This window comes from Candidatus Cloacimonadota bacterium (genome assembly GCA_021734245.1).
Taxonomy (GTDB): Bacteria; Cloacimonadota; Cloacimonadia; order Cloacimonadales; family TCS61; genus B137-G9.
Genome location: JAIPJH010000003.1, coordinates 33,510 through 52,062 on the forward strand (window position 1 = coordinate 33,510; position 18,553 = coordinate 52,062).

At 38.7% G+C, this 18,553-nt stretch carries 10 protein-coding genes; 6 read left to right on the forward strand and 4 right to left on the reverse strand.

Features of this window, described 5'->3' with window-relative positions; translation table 11 throughout:
- Positions 1–4: 4 nt before the first annotated feature.
- From K9N40_01055 to K9N40_01070, 4 genes are all read right to left on the reverse strand, one after another.
- Positions 5–1,213, reverse strand: coding sequence for a pyridoxal phosphate-dependent aminotransferase (locus K9N40_01055; protein MCF7813048.1), 1,209 nt, complete (start codon positions 1,211–1,213; stop codon positions 5–7).
- A 52-nt stretch (positions 1,214–1,265) separates the two neighbouring features.
- Positions 1,266–3,359, reverse strand: a complete 2,094-nt coding sequence (gene glyS, locus K9N40_01060) for a glycine--tRNA ligase subunit beta (GenBank protein MCF7813049.1) — start codon at positions 3,357–3,359, stop codon at positions 1,266–1,268.
- A gap of 726 nt (positions 3,360–4,085) precedes the next feature.
- Positions 4,086–5,060, reverse strand: coding sequence for a PorV/PorQ family protein (locus K9N40_01065; protein ID MCF7813050.1), 975 nt, complete (start codon positions 5,058–5,060; stop codon positions 4,086–4,088).
- Positions 5,050–5,502 (reverse strand): PTS sugar transporter subunit IIA, encoded by a 453-nt coding sequence (locus K9N40_01070; GenBank protein MCF7813051.1) that lies wholly within the window; start codon positions 5,500–5,502, stop codon positions 5,050–5,052. The genes K9N40_01065 and K9N40_01070 overlap by 11 nt, the downstream gene beginning before the upstream one ends.
- Positions 5,503–5,653: 151 nt before the next feature.
- Between K9N40_01070 and K9N40_01075 the strand changes: the two genes are divergently transcribed.
- The 6 genes from K9N40_01075 to K9N40_01100 all read left to right on the forward strand — a co-directional run bounded on the left by K9N40_01075 (position 5,654) and on the right by K9N40_01100 (position 18,023).
- The gene (locus tag K9N40_01075) at positions 5,654–7,369 is read left to right on the forward strand and encodes a tetratricopeptide repeat protein (protein MCF7813052.1); all 1,716 of its coding nucleotides are present in this window, start codon (positions 5,654–5,656) and stop codon (positions 7,367–7,369) included.
- 16 nt (positions 7,370–7,385) lie between these two features.
- Entirely contained in the window at positions 7,386–8,360 is a 975-nt protein-coding gene (locus K9N40_01080; protein ID MCF7813053.1) for a class II fructose-bisphosphate aldolase, read from the forward strand.
- A gap of 28 nt (positions 8,361–8,388) precedes the next feature.
- The gene (gene gap, locus K9N40_01085) at positions 8,389–9,387 is read left to right on the forward strand and encodes a type I glyceraldehyde-3-phosphate dehydrogenase (GenBank protein MCF7813054.1); all 999 of its coding nucleotides are present in this window, start codon (positions 8,389–8,391) and stop codon (positions 9,385–9,387) included.
- A 47-nt stretch (positions 9,388–9,434) separates the two neighbouring features.
- Positions 9,435–11,747 carry a T9SS type A sorting domain-containing protein gene (locus K9N40_01090; GenBank protein ID MCF7813055.1) on the forward strand — a complete coding sequence of 771 codons (2,313 nt, stop codon included), beginning with the start codon at positions 9,435–9,437 and terminating at the stop codon, positions 11,745–11,747.
- A 27-nt stretch (positions 11,748–11,774) separates the two neighbouring features.
- Entirely contained in the window at positions 11,775–14,225 is a 2,451-nt protein-coding gene (locus K9N40_01095) for a C10 family peptidase (protein MCF7813056.1), read from the forward strand.
- A 513-nt stretch (positions 14,226–14,738) separates the two neighbouring features.
- Positions 14,739–18,023 carry a S8 family serine peptidase gene (locus K9N40_01100; protein MCF7813057.1) on the forward strand — a complete coding sequence of 1,095 codons (3,285 nt, stop codon included), beginning with the start codon at positions 14,739–14,741 and terminating at the stop codon, positions 18,021–18,023.
- Positions 18,024–18,553 lie beyond the last annotated feature (530 nt).

Below are 18,553 nucleotides of genomic sequence, written 5' to 3' on the forward strand. Positions count from 1 at the left end.
TTCTTTATTTACGATACAACATTTCGTCCAGACCGTTTCTAAACCGTTTCAATCCTTCTTCGATATTTTCCATGCTGTTGGCATATGAGAATCTTACTAATTTATTTGCTCCAAAAGCTGATCCTGGTACAATTGCAACTCTATTTTCTTTTAGCATATATTCACAAAAGTCTACCGTGTCTTTGATGCCCTGCCTGTTATTTTGCAGGTAATATTGAATATTTGGCATTGCATAAAATGCACCTTGCGGCATACGGCATTTTATATTAGGAATATTATTTAATTCTGCTACTAAAAAATTTCGTCTTTTTTCAAATTGATCTCTCATTTTTATGATGCTGTCATCACCATTTCTAAGGGCAGCAACTGCTGCTCTCTGCGTCATGGAATTCACACAGGATGTTGTGTGACTTTGTATTCTGCTGGCACGCCGAATAACTTCTTTCGGCCCAGCAGCATAACCCAATCTCCAACCAGTCATTGCATAAGCTTTGGAAAGTCCATTTATCAAAATTGTCTGCTCACGAACTTCAGGAGAAATTGTAGCAATCGAAACATGTTCCAATCCGTCATAAATCAATTTTTCATAAATCTCATCAGAAATTATCACGATCTCATGTTTCAAACAAACTTCAGCAATCTCTTCAAGTTCTTTCATCGTATACACGGTTCCGGTTGGATTGTTAGGAGAATTCAGAATCAAAGCTTTGGGACTGCTGAGGGTTAAAATTGTTTCTTCCAGTTGCTTGGCATTAATCTTGAAATTTTTAGCCATTGTTGTGGGAAGCAAGATCGGAAAGGCATCAACCATTTCCACCTGCGCTGTATAACTGACCCAGTATGGAGACGGAATAAGAACTTCATCACGAGGATCGCAGATGGTCATAAGCACAAAAACAATGGAAGCTTTTGCACCAGGAGAAACAAGAATATCAGTCGGATCACAATCCAGATTGTTATCACGCTTCAATTTTTCTGAAATCGCTTTTCTCAGCTCTGGGATTCCTGATGTATCGGTATAGCGTGTAAAATTTTGATGTAAAGCCACATGAGCTTCTTTTTTTATATAATCCGGTGTGTTAAAATCAGGTTCACCAACTCCAAAGTTTATTACTTCGATTCCTTCTGCTTTCATCTGTTTTGCCAGGGCCGAAACAGTGAGTGTGGGAGAAGGTCTAATTGCTTTTGCCCGATGAGAAATCTGAATTTTCATATCATTCCTTCCTATTTAATCTTCATTTTCTATTAAAATTCTAAAAAATATATTATTCGCTTTCTACTACGATCTTGGAAATATCAGCGATCTCCAGGAAAAGCTGTCTGATTTCATTCAACAAATTATAACGATTCAGGCGAATTTCATCTTCTTCCACATTCACCAGAACATCATCGAAAAACTTATCGATAAAATATCCAAACTTAACCAGTTCTTCCAAAATTTCTTCGTATTTTTTATTGGAAAGCAGCTTTTCTGCTTTATGTTTCAATTCTGCTAATTCTGCAAAAAGAACCTTTTCAGATTCTTCTTGAAGCAACTTTTCCTTAATTTCAGAAATATCTTCCTGCTCTGCGATAATATTGGAAACACGTTTGAAACCGAGAACGAGTTTGATAAAATCATCACGTTTTTTAAAATTCTGCAGAGCTGAAGCTCGTTTCACCAGATCAGGAATTACTGAAAAATCGATGTGCATTACACTTTCGATAACATCGTATTCAATGTCTTTTTGTTTCAGAAGCCATTCCGCTCTTTGGCGGAAAAAATCCAACACAAAATCAAGATTATTATGTGATTTCGGAAGTTTATCTTCCAGAATTTGGAAAGTATCTTTTATCAATTCCTGAAGAACTATTTCCAGATCGAAAGCATCGATTATCTGCACGATTCCATTGGCGGCACGACGCAAAGCAAAAGGATCTTTGGAACCGGTCGGGATCATGTCAACACCGATAATTCCACAAACCGTATCCAGTTTATCAGCAATCGCTACAAGAGCTCCGGCAATTGAAGATGGCAGTGCATCACGCTCACCTCTTGGAAGATAATGTTCATAAATTGCCTCTGCTACAGCATCTGTTTCTCCGCAAGCAGCTGCATACATTTTTCCCATATAACCCTGTAATTTGGTGAATTCTTTTTCTCCAAGCATTTGCGTAACAAGATCGGCTTTGCAAAGATATGCTGCTCTTTTTGCAGTAATTTTATCTTTTTCGTTTATTTTTATTTTGGAAAGCAGATTTTCTGTAATTTTTACGATTCTCTCAGTTTTTTCAAATATACTTCCCAATTGTTCCTGAAAAGTAACTTCCTTTAATTTTGGAACAAACTCTTCCAATTTAATTTTGGTGTCTTCCTGATAAAAGAAATTGGCATCTTCCAATCGGGCAGTTATTACTTTTTCATTTCCCAGTTTTATCAGATCGGAATAATTCGGATCGCCATTGGAAATGAATACAAAATTATTGGTGATCTTTCCCGATTGATCTTTCACTGCAAAATATTTCTGATGTTGAGAAAGCGTGGAAGTGATCACTTTTTGCGGTAGCTGCAGATATTTTTTGTCAAAATCTGCTATTACTGCTGTAGGAAATTCAACCAGATCGGTTACAATTTCCAGTAAATTTTTATCTTCAACGATCTCTTTATCGGAGTTTTCGAAAAGTACTTTCAGTTGATTTTCAATCAAGGCTTTTCTTTTACTTCGGTCTGGTATTACAAAAACCGCTTTCAATTTATCTTCATATTTATCTATTTTATTTATTTCTATGGGATTATCCAGTTTCTGGAAGCGATTTCCAAAAGTTTTTTTCCCAGATTTCAAACCATTGATTTCAAAAGTTAAAATCTCATCGTCCCAAAGAGCTAAAATCCAACGAACAGGACGGGCAAAATTTAGTTTTGTATCACCCCATTTCATCGATTTCGGAAAGTTGATTTTCGGAACAGTCTCCAGAATAATTTGTGCTAAAATATCTTTGGTTTCTTTGCCTTTAATTTGTTTTTTTACAGCAATTTTTTCACCTTTCGGTGAATCGACTATGAAGATATCTTCCGCTGAAGCACCAGCTCCTCGCATAAAACCCAAAGCTGCTTTGGTAAGATTGCCATCTGCGTCATAAGCTACTTTTTTTCCCGGTCCTACTCTTTCAATAATTTCATCTTCCTGCTTTTGCTGTAATTCGGTTATTTTGATGGCAAAACGTCGAGGAGTGGAGAACGTCTTGATATGTGAAAATGATAATTTTTCTTCTTTTAACCGTGTTTCGAAATGTGATTGTAGTTTTTTTATTGCAGACCCGATATATCCTGCTGGAATTTCTTCTACGCCAAGCTCAAACAAAAAATCTTTTGTCGGCATATTCACCCCAAAAATTAATTTGCTCCAAAAAATAAATTACAACTTTTATGTCTAACCTTTTTTGAGATAAATTCTTTGATCTGGAAGATAATTGTAACAAATATATCATTTGCAAAAAACTGAAATTGAAGAGGTTTTTCTTTCCGAAACCTTCTCTCACATACTTTTATTATCAAGTTCCTGCAGACTTGACTCGTGAACGAAGTACGAAATGGGAAGTTTACTGCAAAACAGAAGTTTTGCCTAAATTGCATTCCCAAACGGAATTTGGGAACGAGAAATAGCTGGAGTGTAGGTCGACCTGCCAGGTCGATAAATAAAGAAAATTCTTAAATTTGACTATCACCGTGGCAGAGCCAAGGTGTATTTCGCTAAATTAATTTCAGCAAGCTGAAAATCGAATTTTCATTATTTACCCCTCTCCGGCAACTGCCGGATCTCCCCTCAAACAGGGGAGAAAATTTGGAAAACCCCGATGCAGAGCAGCGAGGAATTCTTTCGATTAAAAAGATAAAAAACGCCGTCTTCCTGAGGTAGCTTTTAGCTTTGCCCACGACTGTGTCCGGCGAAGCTTTGCGAAGACGGAAGGATCTGGTGGGATTTCTTTCAGCTTTACTTCTTGTAAAGGAAAATGAGATTCTTCCAGAGAGCAGCGTGAAAGCATCGTCAGAATGACGGAATTTAAAAGATCCTATCCGTGTTCATCAGCGTTAATCGCGGTTTTGTTTAAAATAAATATCCCATCGTTATCTGATTTACAAAGCCCAAATCACCGTAGGAAGAAATAGCATAATCCATTTTGAGTTTGTACTGTTGTAAATTCAGGCCAAAACCAAATGACATTCCTGCCAGAGCTTCATCATCGCCGCCGGTTTTCCAATCGGAAGCATTGGTTTTATATCCTGCTCTTAAAAACAACATTTCATGGATTTTATATTCAGCTCCGATCCTGCCCAGATAATCGTAATTCAGCGGTTTATAAATATCTAAAGTTGCATATAATTTTTCATTAGGATGAAGATTAAAACCCAAAGTTGCAGTGATCGGCATTTTTTCTTCATATTCATTTTCAGTAAAATAAGAAAGCTGTTTACCAATATTTCGCAGCGCAATTCCTACTTTAAGATTTTTATTTGTGGTTTGATGCATAATTCCCACATCAAAAGCTGCAGCAGTAGCCGATTGATCATCCAGTGATTCCTGCAGAAATTTTACATTTACACCTAAGTCCAGAATTGGCAATAAAGTTCTGGCTGCACTAATACCGACCACAAAATCTGAAACTCCAAAAGTTCCATCAGTTCCAGCATATTGCCCATATTCATCGACGATAGTTCTATCTTCGCTGGCATTCAAGCCTTTAGCAAAAAATCCAAACGAAGTTTTTTCATCATACTTGTAGCCATAAACTGCAGATCCGCAATTCACACCATCCAGATAACTCATATACGTAATTTGAGCTTCATTTTTTGTAAGTTGAACCAAGCCAGACGGATTAAAGAAAACAGCACTTGCATCATTGGAAAGCCCAGTATAGGCATTTCCCATCGCTGCAGCTCTTGCACTGTAAATAACTTTTAAAAATGTGAAACCGGTTGTTCCTGCATCTTCATCGATCCCAACAAGAAAGATCGGGATGAGAAGTAAGATACACAAAACGCTAAATTTTGTGTTTTTTGCCGATGATAAATTATACTTCATTTTCAATTCCTTTCAGGATTTTGCACATTTCTTCAAGAGAAGTGCAATTCAAAATCTCCTGCCTTTTTTCTTCATTGCGAAAGAAGTTTGAGATCGCACTTAACACCTTCATATATATTTCTTTCATTGAATCTGGAACAGCCACCATAAAGATGATCTTTACCGATTCACCGTCAATTGCTCCGTACTCAAGTTCGTTGTCAAGCAGATAAACAGCTATTTTTAATTTCAGAGCTACTTCTGTTCTGGCATGTGGGATTGCAACTTTTCTGCCGATTCCAGTAGACATCAATTTTTCCCGTTCCATTATCACGTCAAAAAAATCATCTGCTGATGAAATTATCTGTCTTTTTTCCAGAAGTTCAGCCATCTCGTAAAGGCAGCTTTTTTTATCCAGCGCATAATGACCCATCTCTATCAGATTTTCATCAAAAATTTTCATAAATTATATTCCCAAAACCAAACTCGAAGCTTCTAAAATTATGTCCCAAACACTTACTTCGGCTTTTAAAATTCATCCATTTATTTCCTTGACTTGAAATAGTCAAATAATTTTTGTGATGCAGATTAATAAATAAGAGAGGTTTATAAACATGTTAAAGAAAAAAATTATGCACATTTTACTTACTGCGCTTTTACTTGGATTCGTTTCTGTTATCTCTGCTGCAGGAGTTCCAGCTGAAACAGTTGTCGCAGAATTTGATGGTGGAAATATTACAATGGGGCAACTGGAAGCAAGAATCGAAAAAATACCTCCCATTTATCAACCCAAATACTCAACTCCTGAAGGAAAAGCAGATCTCTTGGATGATCTTTGCGTGGAAGAACTTTTTTATAGAGAAGCTCTGGAACAAAATGTGAAACAAGATAAGCGTTATTTTAGTCAGATCGACATTCAGATTAAATCTGTATATTTAGGTGAACTGAAAAAAGATCTGGTGAATAAAGAGATCAAATTTACAGAAGCAGAAAAGGTGGAATATTTCAATCAACACTCTGAACTTTTTCCTGGTAAAACCTACGAAGAAGCTTCAGCAGAAGTTGAACAAAGATTACGTCCGCAAAAAGAACAGGAAATTTTTACAAAATACAAGACCAGATTTGAAGAAAAGTATGATGTAACTTATAATGAAGATGCAATTATGGCATTCAATTTATCGGCTATCGATAGCAATCTTGTTAATGCAGATCAAGTTCTGATAGACAGTAATATTGACGATATAAAATTAACCGTGGGAGAATTGGTAGAGAAATGGGATCTCATGCCGGATCAGAACAAAATGGCGATCAAAACAAATGATAACCTGAAAAGATATCTGGAAAACATTACCGAATTGGAACTCTTCTTCCAGGAAGCTATTGCCAATGGTTATGAAGATAGAGAATTCATTCAGGAAACAATTGAACAAATTCATCGCAATATGATGCTGAGAACAATTTACAACAGACTCGTTGTAGATTCAATTGAATTAGATACACTCAGTCTTGAAAAGTATTACGATGAAAATATTGAACTGTTCAGCACCAATCCATATCGAAAGATCCAGGCATTTGGCTTTGCCACCAAAGATGAAGCCAAAAAGATGCGCAAACAAGTTAAGAAAATGCTTAAAAAAGGAGATCAGGAAGGAGTCAGCAAACTGATCGAAGAGCATTCCGAATACAAGAAAAAAGATGGAATGTTAGATCATGTTTACAATAACGGAATTATTCCTGGTCTTGGAAAAGACGAAGTTTACAGCGAATATGTGTGGAAAACAAAACCAAAAAAACTGAGTAAGGTTTTCCAAAATTCCAAAGATGTCTGGACTTTCTTCCATGTAGTAGACAACATCGAAGCAGTAGCTACGCCTTTTGATGAGATCGTAACAAAAGTAAAAAAACAGAAACTAAAGAATGAATCTCAGGCAAATTTTGAATCTGTCAGCAAAGAATTGGAAGAGAAATATAATCTGAAAAAATATCCTGAAAGAATGGTTGTAGTTTTAACTGCCAAGGAATATTTCGAAAAAGCAGAAAGTGCACAAAAACGCCGCAGATTCAGCGATGCAATCTTTTATTACGACAAGATTATCGAACATTATCAGAACAATGAAGATGATTATAAAGCCATGTTCATGAAAGGATTCCTGTATTCCGAAGAAATGGACGACAAAGAAAAAGCTCGTGAATGTTTCGAAAATGTGATCAATGATTATCCGGAAGAAGAACTTCACGAATCTGCTCAATTCATGATCGATGAGATCGATGGAAAGCACGATTTTGAAGAGATCTTCGAATCGGAAGGAAATGAAAATACAAATGAATAAACCTGGGAGGAATTAGATGTTTTATACAGGAGATAAATTAAAACAAGTATTTGATAAAGCCAAAAAAGAACGATTTGGAATTATCGCATCGAATATAGTATTCGACAGCCAGATACGTGGTATCGTTCAAGGTTATGAAGCTCAAAAATCAGACGGACTTCTGCAGATGAGTGCCGGAGCCTGTAAATATGCTGCCGGAAATACCAATGATATAAAGGCTGGTGCTCAGCTTATTTCAGCGATGCTGAAAATTATCGCATCACAATTCAAAAACTCCGGAGTTGGTCTGCACATCGATCATGCTACACCAAATTACTTTGATTTTGTGGTTTACTGCATCGAAAATGATCTTGTTTCTTCGGTAATGATCGACGCTTCCAAAGAGGAATTTGAAGAAAATATCCGCATTTCTAAAGAAGTAGTAAAAGTAGCTCATAAACATGGAGTTCTGGTAGAAGGAGAGATCGGATACATCAAGGGAACAGAAGACGAAATCGTATCGGATACCGAACTTTACACACAGCCCGGAGAAGCCCTGGAATATGTCCAGAAAACCGGCGTAGATCTTTTCGCAGCTTCTGTGGGAACGAACCATGGAGTTACCAAAGGATCAAAAGTAACACTTAAACTCGATCTGATAAAAGAAATTGATGATCTTCTTATTAAGAATAACGTGGAAACCGGAATCGTGCTGCACGGAGCTTCCGGTCTTACAGCAAAACAGCAGATGGATGCCATCAAAAACGGTGTGGTTAAGATCAATAAAGATACTCATTATCAGATGGATTTTGCCAGAGAAACTCAAGCTTATTGGGAAAAAGAAAAAGATGCTATCGCCAAACCGGACGGCATTTCGGAAGATGATTACATGCCCGACAAAAAACGCTTTGATCCCCGTAAATGGATCATTCACAGTGAAAATGCCATGCAGGCTTCCGTAGAAGAATTAGTGCAAATTTCCGGCAGTGCAGGCAAATCGATTTTAATCTGATTTCACAATTTTTTTTAGGAGGAAAATAATGAAACATATAGCAATAAATGGTTTTGGAAGAATCGGACGTTTAGTTTTCAGAGAATTATTTGAAAGAGAAGGTTTTGAGATTGTTGCAATAAACGATCTTACAAATGCCAAAACATTGGCTCATCTTCTCAAATTTGATTCTGTCCACGGTCAATTCAAACATGATGTAATAGTAAAAGACAATGCCATCCTGGTAGATGGAAAAGAGATAAAAATCTTTGCCGAAAAAGAACCGGAAAATCTGCCCTGGCAAGCCTTGAATATCGATCTGGTAGTAGAATCTACAGGTGTTTTCCGTACAAGAGAAGAAGCAGCAAAACATTTAACGGCCGGTGCCAAGAAAGTCATCATTTCTGCTCCTGCCAAAGATGAAGTCGATGCAACAATTGTTCTGGGAGTGAACGATGAAATCCTGCAGGCAGACCATGAAATTGTGTCAAATGCATCTTGCACAACAAACTGTCTTGCTCCGGTTATGAAGGTCATCACCGATAACTTTGAAGTTGAATCTGCTTTTATGACAACGATCCATTCGTACACCGGTGACCAGCGTCTTCTGGATTTTCCACACAGCGATCTCAGACGCGCTCGTGCTGCAGCTGTAAATATTGTTCCAACTACTACAGGAGCCGCTTCTGCTACAGGAAAAGTAATTCCCATCTTACAGGGAAAAATCGATGGAATGGCTGTTCGAGTTCCAACTCCAAATGGCTCACTTGTAGATCTGACGATCACCCTGAAGACAGAAACCACAAAAGATACGATAAATAATTTGATGGAAAGAGCAGCAGAAACCAATTTGAAAGGAATCTTGGAATATTCAGAACAACCTCTGGTTTCCACCGATATCATCGGTAATCCCGCTTCTTCGATTTTTGATTCGAATTGCACCATGGTAAATGGTAAAGCAGTAAAAATCCTGAGCTGGTACGATAATGAATGGGGTTATTCTTGTCGCGTGGTAGATCTTATTGAAAGACTTACTTCTTTGGAATAATTTCTGCATCATTATTTGAAGTTGTAAATAATTGTAAGGTTATTTTAATGAAAAAAATAATTATATTGATTTTAGTGAGCCTGTTTCTGACAGGCTTACTTTTTAGTAATACGTTGAACATCGTGCAGTATGAACCCGATAGTGTATTTAACGGCTCCAATCGGGATGATACTGTAATTTTTATAGAAGATTTTGAAAACGGAATTCCACTGAACTGGAGTTCCGAAGACGTAACCGATCCCGGCTCCTACTGGTTTACAAGTCCTTACAACGCTTTTGGCGAGGAAGGCAGTTCCTGGCGCATGGCCGACACCTTTACAGGCAATAACGGCGGTTATCTGGACGGCTGGTATCAAGTTTTAGATACACCGATAATCAGCTTACCAGGTTCGGGAAACATGGTTCTCAGTTTCGAGCAATATCGCGCGATCGAGGAACCAGGTAATTACGAAAATTTCGATGGCTGGGATGGCTTGAACGTTCGTATCCGTCTTGCAGGTCAGGATTATGAAAATGCCGAAATTTTGACCAATTGTAATCCAGCTTACAATTGCAACAGCTTATATGGATTTGGTGAAATTCATGGTGAAGATCCCGACGGAGATCCCGGAATTCCCGGCTGGGGCGGATCTACCGCATGGCAAAGCACCGAAGTAGTGATCCCCACAGAATATCATGGTGAAAATGTTATCATCAGTTTTGCATTTGCGTCCGACGAAAACACTTCCACTGCCACCAATCCCGATTTTTCCGGTATCTTTATCGATGAAATAGATGTAGCTGGTGTTTTTTATAACGATGGCGAATCAACTGCCGGTTTCAACGGCTTCACCAATACACCGATCGGCGGCGATCTGTGGCATGCATTTACGCAAAATGGAAATTCTGCCGCTGGATGCTTTGATGTTGAAACTAATTTATACAATTCCAACATGAAAAACTATCTGACAACAGGCTCAGTATTTCTTCCTGCCGATTCAGAGATCTATGTAGATTTGCTATTGCAAACAGCTCTTGATGACTCGCTCTTTCCCGATTGTGATTATTTTTCGGTGGAAGTGAGTTATTATGAAAATGACGAGTGGTCAAATTGGAATTCCATTTCCAATCCAACTGGTGACCCGAATCTGCTGAATGTGGTTTTTACCGGTTCAGTTGATAATTGGACACTTTTATCGGAAGGTTGGGCTGGTTACAACGACCTTTCTGCGATCGCCGGACAGTATGCAAAATTCCGATTGGGATTTCATTCCAACGGAAACACGCCTTCAGGTTTCGGTATCAAAATCGATGATTTCAAAATTACTGCTTCTTCTTATGCTGGAATGCCGCCAAGTGATTTGGTTGCTATTCTTTTAAATGATTATTATGTACAACTTTATTGGGGAATGGCAGGAACAGCACCTCTGGAATTCAACATTTATCGGAAATTAGAAAATAATGAATTTGAATTTATCGCTTCCAGTACAGATGTGAATTTTATCGATAATGATCCATTTGAAAATGAAATTAATATCTATGCTGTTACTGCTGTTTTTGCTGAGGGAGAATCTGATTTTTCCAATCTTGAGCGGATCTTCGTTCCCAACCAATCTGCAGAAATTCTGCAACATGATGACGGTACGGTTGAAACTGGAATACTGCTTTTGAATTTACAAAAAGCTGCTGTTTTATTTGAACCAGATTTTTCATCTGGAAATGTCTCATTCACTCATTTACAAATTTATCTCGATTCCATTTCAGATGGGCCGCTCGTTATTTCTGCCTGGCAGAATGACAATGACCTTCCCGATACTGAATTGACCGGATTTCCGATCAGCATAGATGCTGATGAGCTCCAACTTGGCTGGAATACAATTGAAATTCCGTCAAACGCTGTTCAGGAATTCAGTTCCGGCAGCTTCTTTGCCGGTTATATTCAATTTGTAAATTCACCTCAGATCGGTCTGGATGAAGATTCTTCCGGTTTCAGCTACGATAATGCAAATGGCTGGAACATGATCTCTTCGGGTGAATTGATGATAAGAACAATTGTTGATACCGCTCCTGTAAATCCTACAAGTAATGATCCATTAATTCCTGTTGATGATATTCAACTTTCCAATTATCCGAATCCCTTCAATCCCACTACAACGATCAGTTTTAATCTGGTTTCAGAAAAATTTGTGGAACTGGATATTTACAATACGAAGGGGCAATTGGTTCGCAATCTTATTAAGCAAAATTTACCAGCAGGAAATCAGCAGATTATCTGGCAGGGAAAAAATAACTTTGGGCAAGCGGTTGGTAGTGGTGTATATTATTATAAGATAAGAATTGAGAATATAGAAAAAAATAAGAAGATGTTGTTGATGAAATAATTTTTTGTCTGCGGCATAGGAGGAAAAATGAAAAAATTTGTTATAGCATTCGTTATAACTTTGTTATTAGGTTCAATGTTTGCAGTCAGGATCGATGAAGATTCTGCACTTCAAACAGCAACTCAGCATTTACGAGCCTGGGATGAAACTTCACGAAATATTGAAAGTACCCATTATATGCTCGATGATGATGATACAATGCTGGCTTATGTTTACGATCTTGAACCTGAAGGATTTATAATTGTTTCTACCGATACCGATATAAAACCTGTGGTCGGCTATTCTTTCAGAAACGACTTCACTGTAGAAGACAAAGATAGAAATGTGGGATATCTTTTCGTGGAAGCAGATATGCGTTCGCGTTTGGCAGCAATTCCTTATACAAATCCCGATATAATTCAGGCTAACAACGACCTCTGGCAGCAATATCAGAACGGCAGCATCAGTTTTGCCAACAGCCGCGATACAGTTTGGCCTCCGGCTGGTTATTCAGCTACAGAAGGCTGGGTGGAAACTGAGTGGGATCAATCTCCTTCTCCTTACAATACAATGTGCCCGATCGATCCGCAAAATGGCGGTCGTAGTGTAACTGGTTGTGTTGCTACAGTTATTGCCCAAATCCTGCATTATCATCGTTATATCGGATCGGTAAGCTTCAATGACAATGATGACTATTATTCCAGTTATACCAGTCCGGCAATTCACATCGATGATGATCATGTAGCTCTTAGTTTCCCCTCGTTCCCGGAATTGAACGACCATCTTACCGATGCCATGATCGCCTATCAACTTGGCTATCCTATCACAAACGATATGATCGCTGCGATCAATTTTGCTTCCGGTATTGCAGTTCAAATGGGTTACAGTTCAAACGCTTCAGGTGCCTATTCTTCCGACGTTCATACAGCTTTTTTGAATAAATTTGGTTATGATACCGCTACATACGTAGGCTATACAAATGCAGCTTTTTACAACGATCTCAAGATCGACATGATGGAAGCCCGTCCTGTTTATTTTGGCATCCTTTCCAATGGTGGCAGCGGACACGCTATTATTTGTGACGGTTGGAACGAAGACACAGATTACTTCCACCTGAACATGGGTTGGGGCGGCTATCAAAACGGCTGGTATGATATTCCATTGAACATGCCTTCCGGATATAATCAAATTCACTCAGCAATCCGAAACATCGAAGGCGGAACTGTACCATTTGAAATGACTGGCATGGTGTTTGCCAACAATGCGCCATTGGATCAAACTTTCCTTACTTTGGAAGGTCCACGCTACTACGAATTCGACATTGATGATCCAAACGGATATTTCGGCACGGATTATATGCATGCCGGAACTTATGTGGCAACTGCCACAATTGAATTGGATGATGGTGGTTATTACTACAAAACTGAAACTGTTCAAATCGATGAAAATAATAACACTGTAATTATTTATCTGGATGATTTTACAACTTTATCGGGATCAGTTACAGCTCCTGTAAGTGCAGAAAATGCTCATGTGAATGTTTATCAGAATGATGTTCTTATTACTTCTGGTTTGGCAGATGCTTCAGGTAATTTCTCTATTCCGGGTGTAATGCCGGGAACATATCAGGCCGTAGCAAGTTTGGCAGGCAGCTATTTTGAAGAACAGTTCTATGAAGTAACTGCTACAAATCAGAATATTGATTTCAATCTGGAAGAATATCCCAACGATCACGTATTGCATTTTGCTGGCGATCCCACTGATAAATTCCAATTCCTCAGCGATATGAGTTGTGGTATCAGGCTGGCTGAAGATGACATTGCAGATTATGATGGTGATGCAGTAGCAAAAGTAAGTTTCATTGCTCCATTCAATCCTGCTGATGGTGAGATCTATGCTCAGATATGGAAAGGTAATCTGCTTGTTTCTGAAAAGCAGGTTACAGATTTTACAGATGGTGAATGGGCAGATGCTACTTTAGAAGATTTTGCTGTTGTCGATCCTGATGCTGAATATTATGTAGGATATCGAATTCATTCTCTGGGTGGAACCATTCCTGCAGCCTGGCACGATGCAGGTCCTATGATCACAGGAAAAGGTGGATATGTTCGTACAACAGGTTGGATTCCTCTACCGGGAGCTTTTGATTTTAACCTCTGCATCAAGGGAACTATCATAACTCAAACTCTAGGTTCAGATAATAACACAGCAAACATATTCGCAAATGATCTTGGAAATAACTATCCAAATCCATTCAACCCGACCACAACAATCAATTACAGTCTTGCTGAAGACAGTTTTGTAGAACTTGAAATATACAATGTAAAAGGACAGCTGGTAAAAACTCTGGTGGCAAATGAACAAACAGCAGGTCAACATTCAGTAGAATGGAACGGAAAAGATAACCTTGAAAAAGATGTATCTTCCGGAATTTATTTCTACAAAATGCGTGCCGGTGGAAGATATACAAGTACAAGAAAAATGATATTACTTAAATAGAAATCCGAATTTAGATTTCAGAATTCTCCGGCATCAGAAATGGTGCCGGTTTTTTTTCGAAACTTCGGATTGTAACCTCTGGTTTCATCCGAATGTTTAGAACCAAAAAAAACTGTCATATGAACGGACTCGAGGTATATGACAATTCTTAAATGAATATACCACACCATTTCCTTCGTCAAGCTCAGGGTGACTTTAGCTTCACATTCGAAATATCTCGCGGGATTTCTTTCAGCTTTACTTCTCGTAGTTGCGAAAGAGAACCTTCCCGCCTGTGATGGCTTACTGTAACGGAGACACAAGAACGACGTGCGAGACACGTCTGAATGTTGACTCGACTTTAGAATATAATTTTTTTAAATTGGAGTAAGAATAATAAAGAAAATTCTTAAATTCCGAGAGATAAAACAATCTTCTATTTTCCATTTATATTTTAGTCAAGCTTGACAGCATTAAATAAACATAATTTTCTTGTATATTCATAAGTGAAAAGATAAATAAAGGAGAAATATTATGAAGAAAATTATTATGTTTTTAACGATTTGTCTGACCTTTTCAATGGTAGCAGAAGTACCTGCCTATGATGCAGATAAATATTATGAGAAGGTTATTGTAGCCTGTTTTGAATGGGATGCCATCGGTAATCGCGAGTCTGTTTTAGATTATGAAATCACCGATGGAATCGTGACTACAGGAATATCAAGTTTTGATGCGCTTGCTCAGGAATTTCGTTTTACTGATGTACAGCAAACCATCGATTTTGTAAAAGATCTGGATTGGAATGATAATGGAATTTATCCTCGCTGTATTTATCGAATTTACCTGGAGCATAATGATAATATCGAAGAAGCAATAGCAGAATTACAAAAAGATCCCAATATTATTTTTGCTGAATACGATCCCATATTGCGAATTGCGTACGAACCGAATGATCCATCTTATTCCAATCAATGGCATCATGAATACATAAAGAGTGAACTTGCCTGGGATTATACTACCGGAGATGATGAGATCGTAATTGGAATTGTCGATTCAGGAATAATGTGGAATCATAATGACCTGCAGGATAACATCTGGGTAAACGAAGCAGAATTGAATTCAACTTCAGGTGGAAATCCAATGACCATAAACTGGGCCAATGGAACAGTAAGTGGTGGAAATGGATTGGATGATGATGGCAATGGCAAGATCGATGATTGTATCGGTTGGAATTTTTATGGATCACAGAGCAACCAATCATATCAAAGTTACGCAGATAATGATCATGGAACTCACGTAGCAGGTTGTGCAGGTGCAGTTGGAGATAACTTCATCGGAGTGGTTGGCTCTATTATGAATGTAAAACTTATCTCTTCTCGTCATGCTCCCACAAATACATCATCCAGTAGCATTTACTATGGAAATAACGGGATTTATTATTGTGCCGATTCTGGCGCTGATATTATTAATTGCAGCTGGGGCGGTTCCGGTGGTGGAGCAGCTTCTAATACGGCGGTTAATTATGCGGTTGCTCAAGGTTCTATGGTAGTCTGTGCAGCTGGAAACGATGCCCTGGATATTGGAATTTATCCACATTATCCTGGAAATGCTACAAATGCAGTTTGCGTTGCAGCCACAGGTCCAAACAGCGATCAGAAAGCAAACTTCTCAAATTATGGTGATCCCGTAGATGTTTCCGCTCCTGGAGATAATATCTATTCCACAATTATTGCCAATAATGGCTACGCTTCTTATGGTGGAACTTCCATGGCTTCTCCAGTTGCTGCCGGAGTTGCTGCTCTCATCAAAACTTTGCATCCCGATCTTGATCCGATGGCTCTGAAGCAACGGTTGGAAGATACCTGCGATAATATCGATGCTGTTAATCCTGATTATGTGGGAATGCTGGGCGCTGGCAGAATAAATTCTTTTACTGGTTGCATGTACGATCTTATTCCCGATCTTCATATTACAGATTACAGCTTCTTTGAACAAACAGGAGATGGTGACGGCCTGCCAAATCCTGGAGAAATTGTAAATTTGATGTTGGAAATCACAAATACTCCCGACTGGTTTGTGGCTTTTGGAGTTTCTGCAACCATCAGCACAACAAATCCTGATGTAACATTCCTTTCAGATACAATTACATTCCCAGACTTGACTGGTGGCGATACTGTTTGGAATACATCTTCCCCATTCAGCTTTGAAACTCCCAGTGATATTTCATCTTATGAACTTCCTTTAACAATTACTTTCAATGCAAATGACACTTTCGATTATCCCTACGAAGTTGATAGAGAACTTACAATTGAGTTAACTCTTGTTCAAGCTGGTTGGCCTGTTTCTGTGGGTGGAGCCTCAGCGTCTGCTGGTGTTATTGTCGATTTGGAAGATGATGGAGATAAAGAAATTATCTATGGCGATCAAATGGGAATGCTGCATGTAATGAATGCAGATGGAACAGAAGTTATTGATGCTATCGATACTGGTGGAATAATAACCGGAGCAGTTGCTATTGGCAAAATCGATGGTGATGAAATTGAAGATATGGTTATTGCCAATGAAGCAGGACACGTGATCGCTTACGATTATAATGGTGGAACGATCTTCGATTATGATTGCGGTGGTTCGATAAAAGGAACTCCCATGATTTCTGATGTTGATGGCGATGGCATAAATGAAGTGGTAGCAGCTACATTCATTGGTGGTCAGGCTCATGTTATCAAAAATGACGGAACATCATTCGCCAATTTCCCGGCAGCTCTTAGTGGTGGAATGCTCAGTTCTCCTGCAATCGGAGATTTAAATGCAGATGGAAATATGGATATCGTGATAGCAACTTTGACCGGTTCTCTTGATGTGATCGATACAAGTACGGGAGCACAACTTGCGGGTTGGCCTTATGCTTTGGGAATGGGTTCCTGGCACGGACCGATCGTGGCAAACGTAGATTCTGATGATGAACCCGAAGTTCTGGTGGGAACTCTGGGAAGCATGTTCTTCGTGATAAATCATGATGGAACTCTGCTTTCTGAAACAAACATCGGAAACCAGATCAAAACTTCAATTGTTACATCCGATTTTGATAACGATGGAATTGATGATGCAGCATTCGTAACTGCGAATGGTAAAGTGTTTGTTGTTGATAATCAGGGAACACCATTCACCAACTTCCCTGTAGATCTTGGCGTTAGTGTAGAATCCACTCCGCTTCTGGCAGATATGGACGACAATGGAACACAGGATATTGTTTTTGGTGATAACTCCGGTTATCTTCATTCCATCGATATTACGGGTAGTGAAACGGTTGGTTTTCCGGTTAATCTGGGCTCTACAATAAAAACCAGTGCCGCAATTGCCGATACAGATAGTGATGGTGATATCGAAATTCTGGTTCCAAATCAAACTGCCTACGTTCTGGTAGATTACAAAAATCCAACTGGATATGTTTCCTGGGCAAATTATAAACGCAATCCGCGCAGAACAGGAAATGCCTACGATGCTACAACAGGAACCAATCCACATAATATTCCTACATTGGTTGATATGCTTGGCGGAAACTATCCCAATCCTTTCAATCCAACCACGAATATAAATTACAGCCTTGCAGAAGATGGCCTGGTTCAAATCGATATTTTTAACGTGAAAGGACAGCTGGTTAAGCACCTTGTTTCCGAACATCAAAGTTCAGGAAATCATCTGATTACCTGGAACGGAAAAGATGATAATAACAAATCCGTAGGAAGCGGCATTTATTTCTACAAAATGCGTGCAGGCGGACGTTACACAAGTACTCGCAAAATGATAATGCTTAAATAAATTTTAGAATTTAGACTTCCCGGTATCAGAAATGGTGCCGGGATTTTTTTTATGCTAAACTTCGGATTGTATCCTCTGGATTCATCCGAATGTTTATTATTAATGGAGTAAGTTTTACAACACTCGGAAGAACTTCGTACATTCCGAGGTTCAGAAATTTCGGATTGTATCCTCTGGATTCATCCGAATGTTTATTATTAATGGAGTAAGTTTTACAACACTCGGAAGAACTTCGTACATTCCGAGGTTCAGAAACTTCGGATTGTGTCCTCTGGATTCATCCGAATGTTGAAAAAACAAACCGTCATCCTGAGTTAACTTTTAGCTTTGCCCACGACTGTGTCCGGCGAAGCTTTGCGAAAACGGAAGCATCTCGTGAGATTTCGCTCAACTTTACTACTCATTATTTAAAAAGGAAGTTGGACTACACGTCTCGTGGAGTCTGTATGTTTCTGAACTTCGTCCCGAAGTTTATATTTAATGATCGAGGACGATTAAATTGAAACTTCTAGTTGTATTCATCCTGAAGT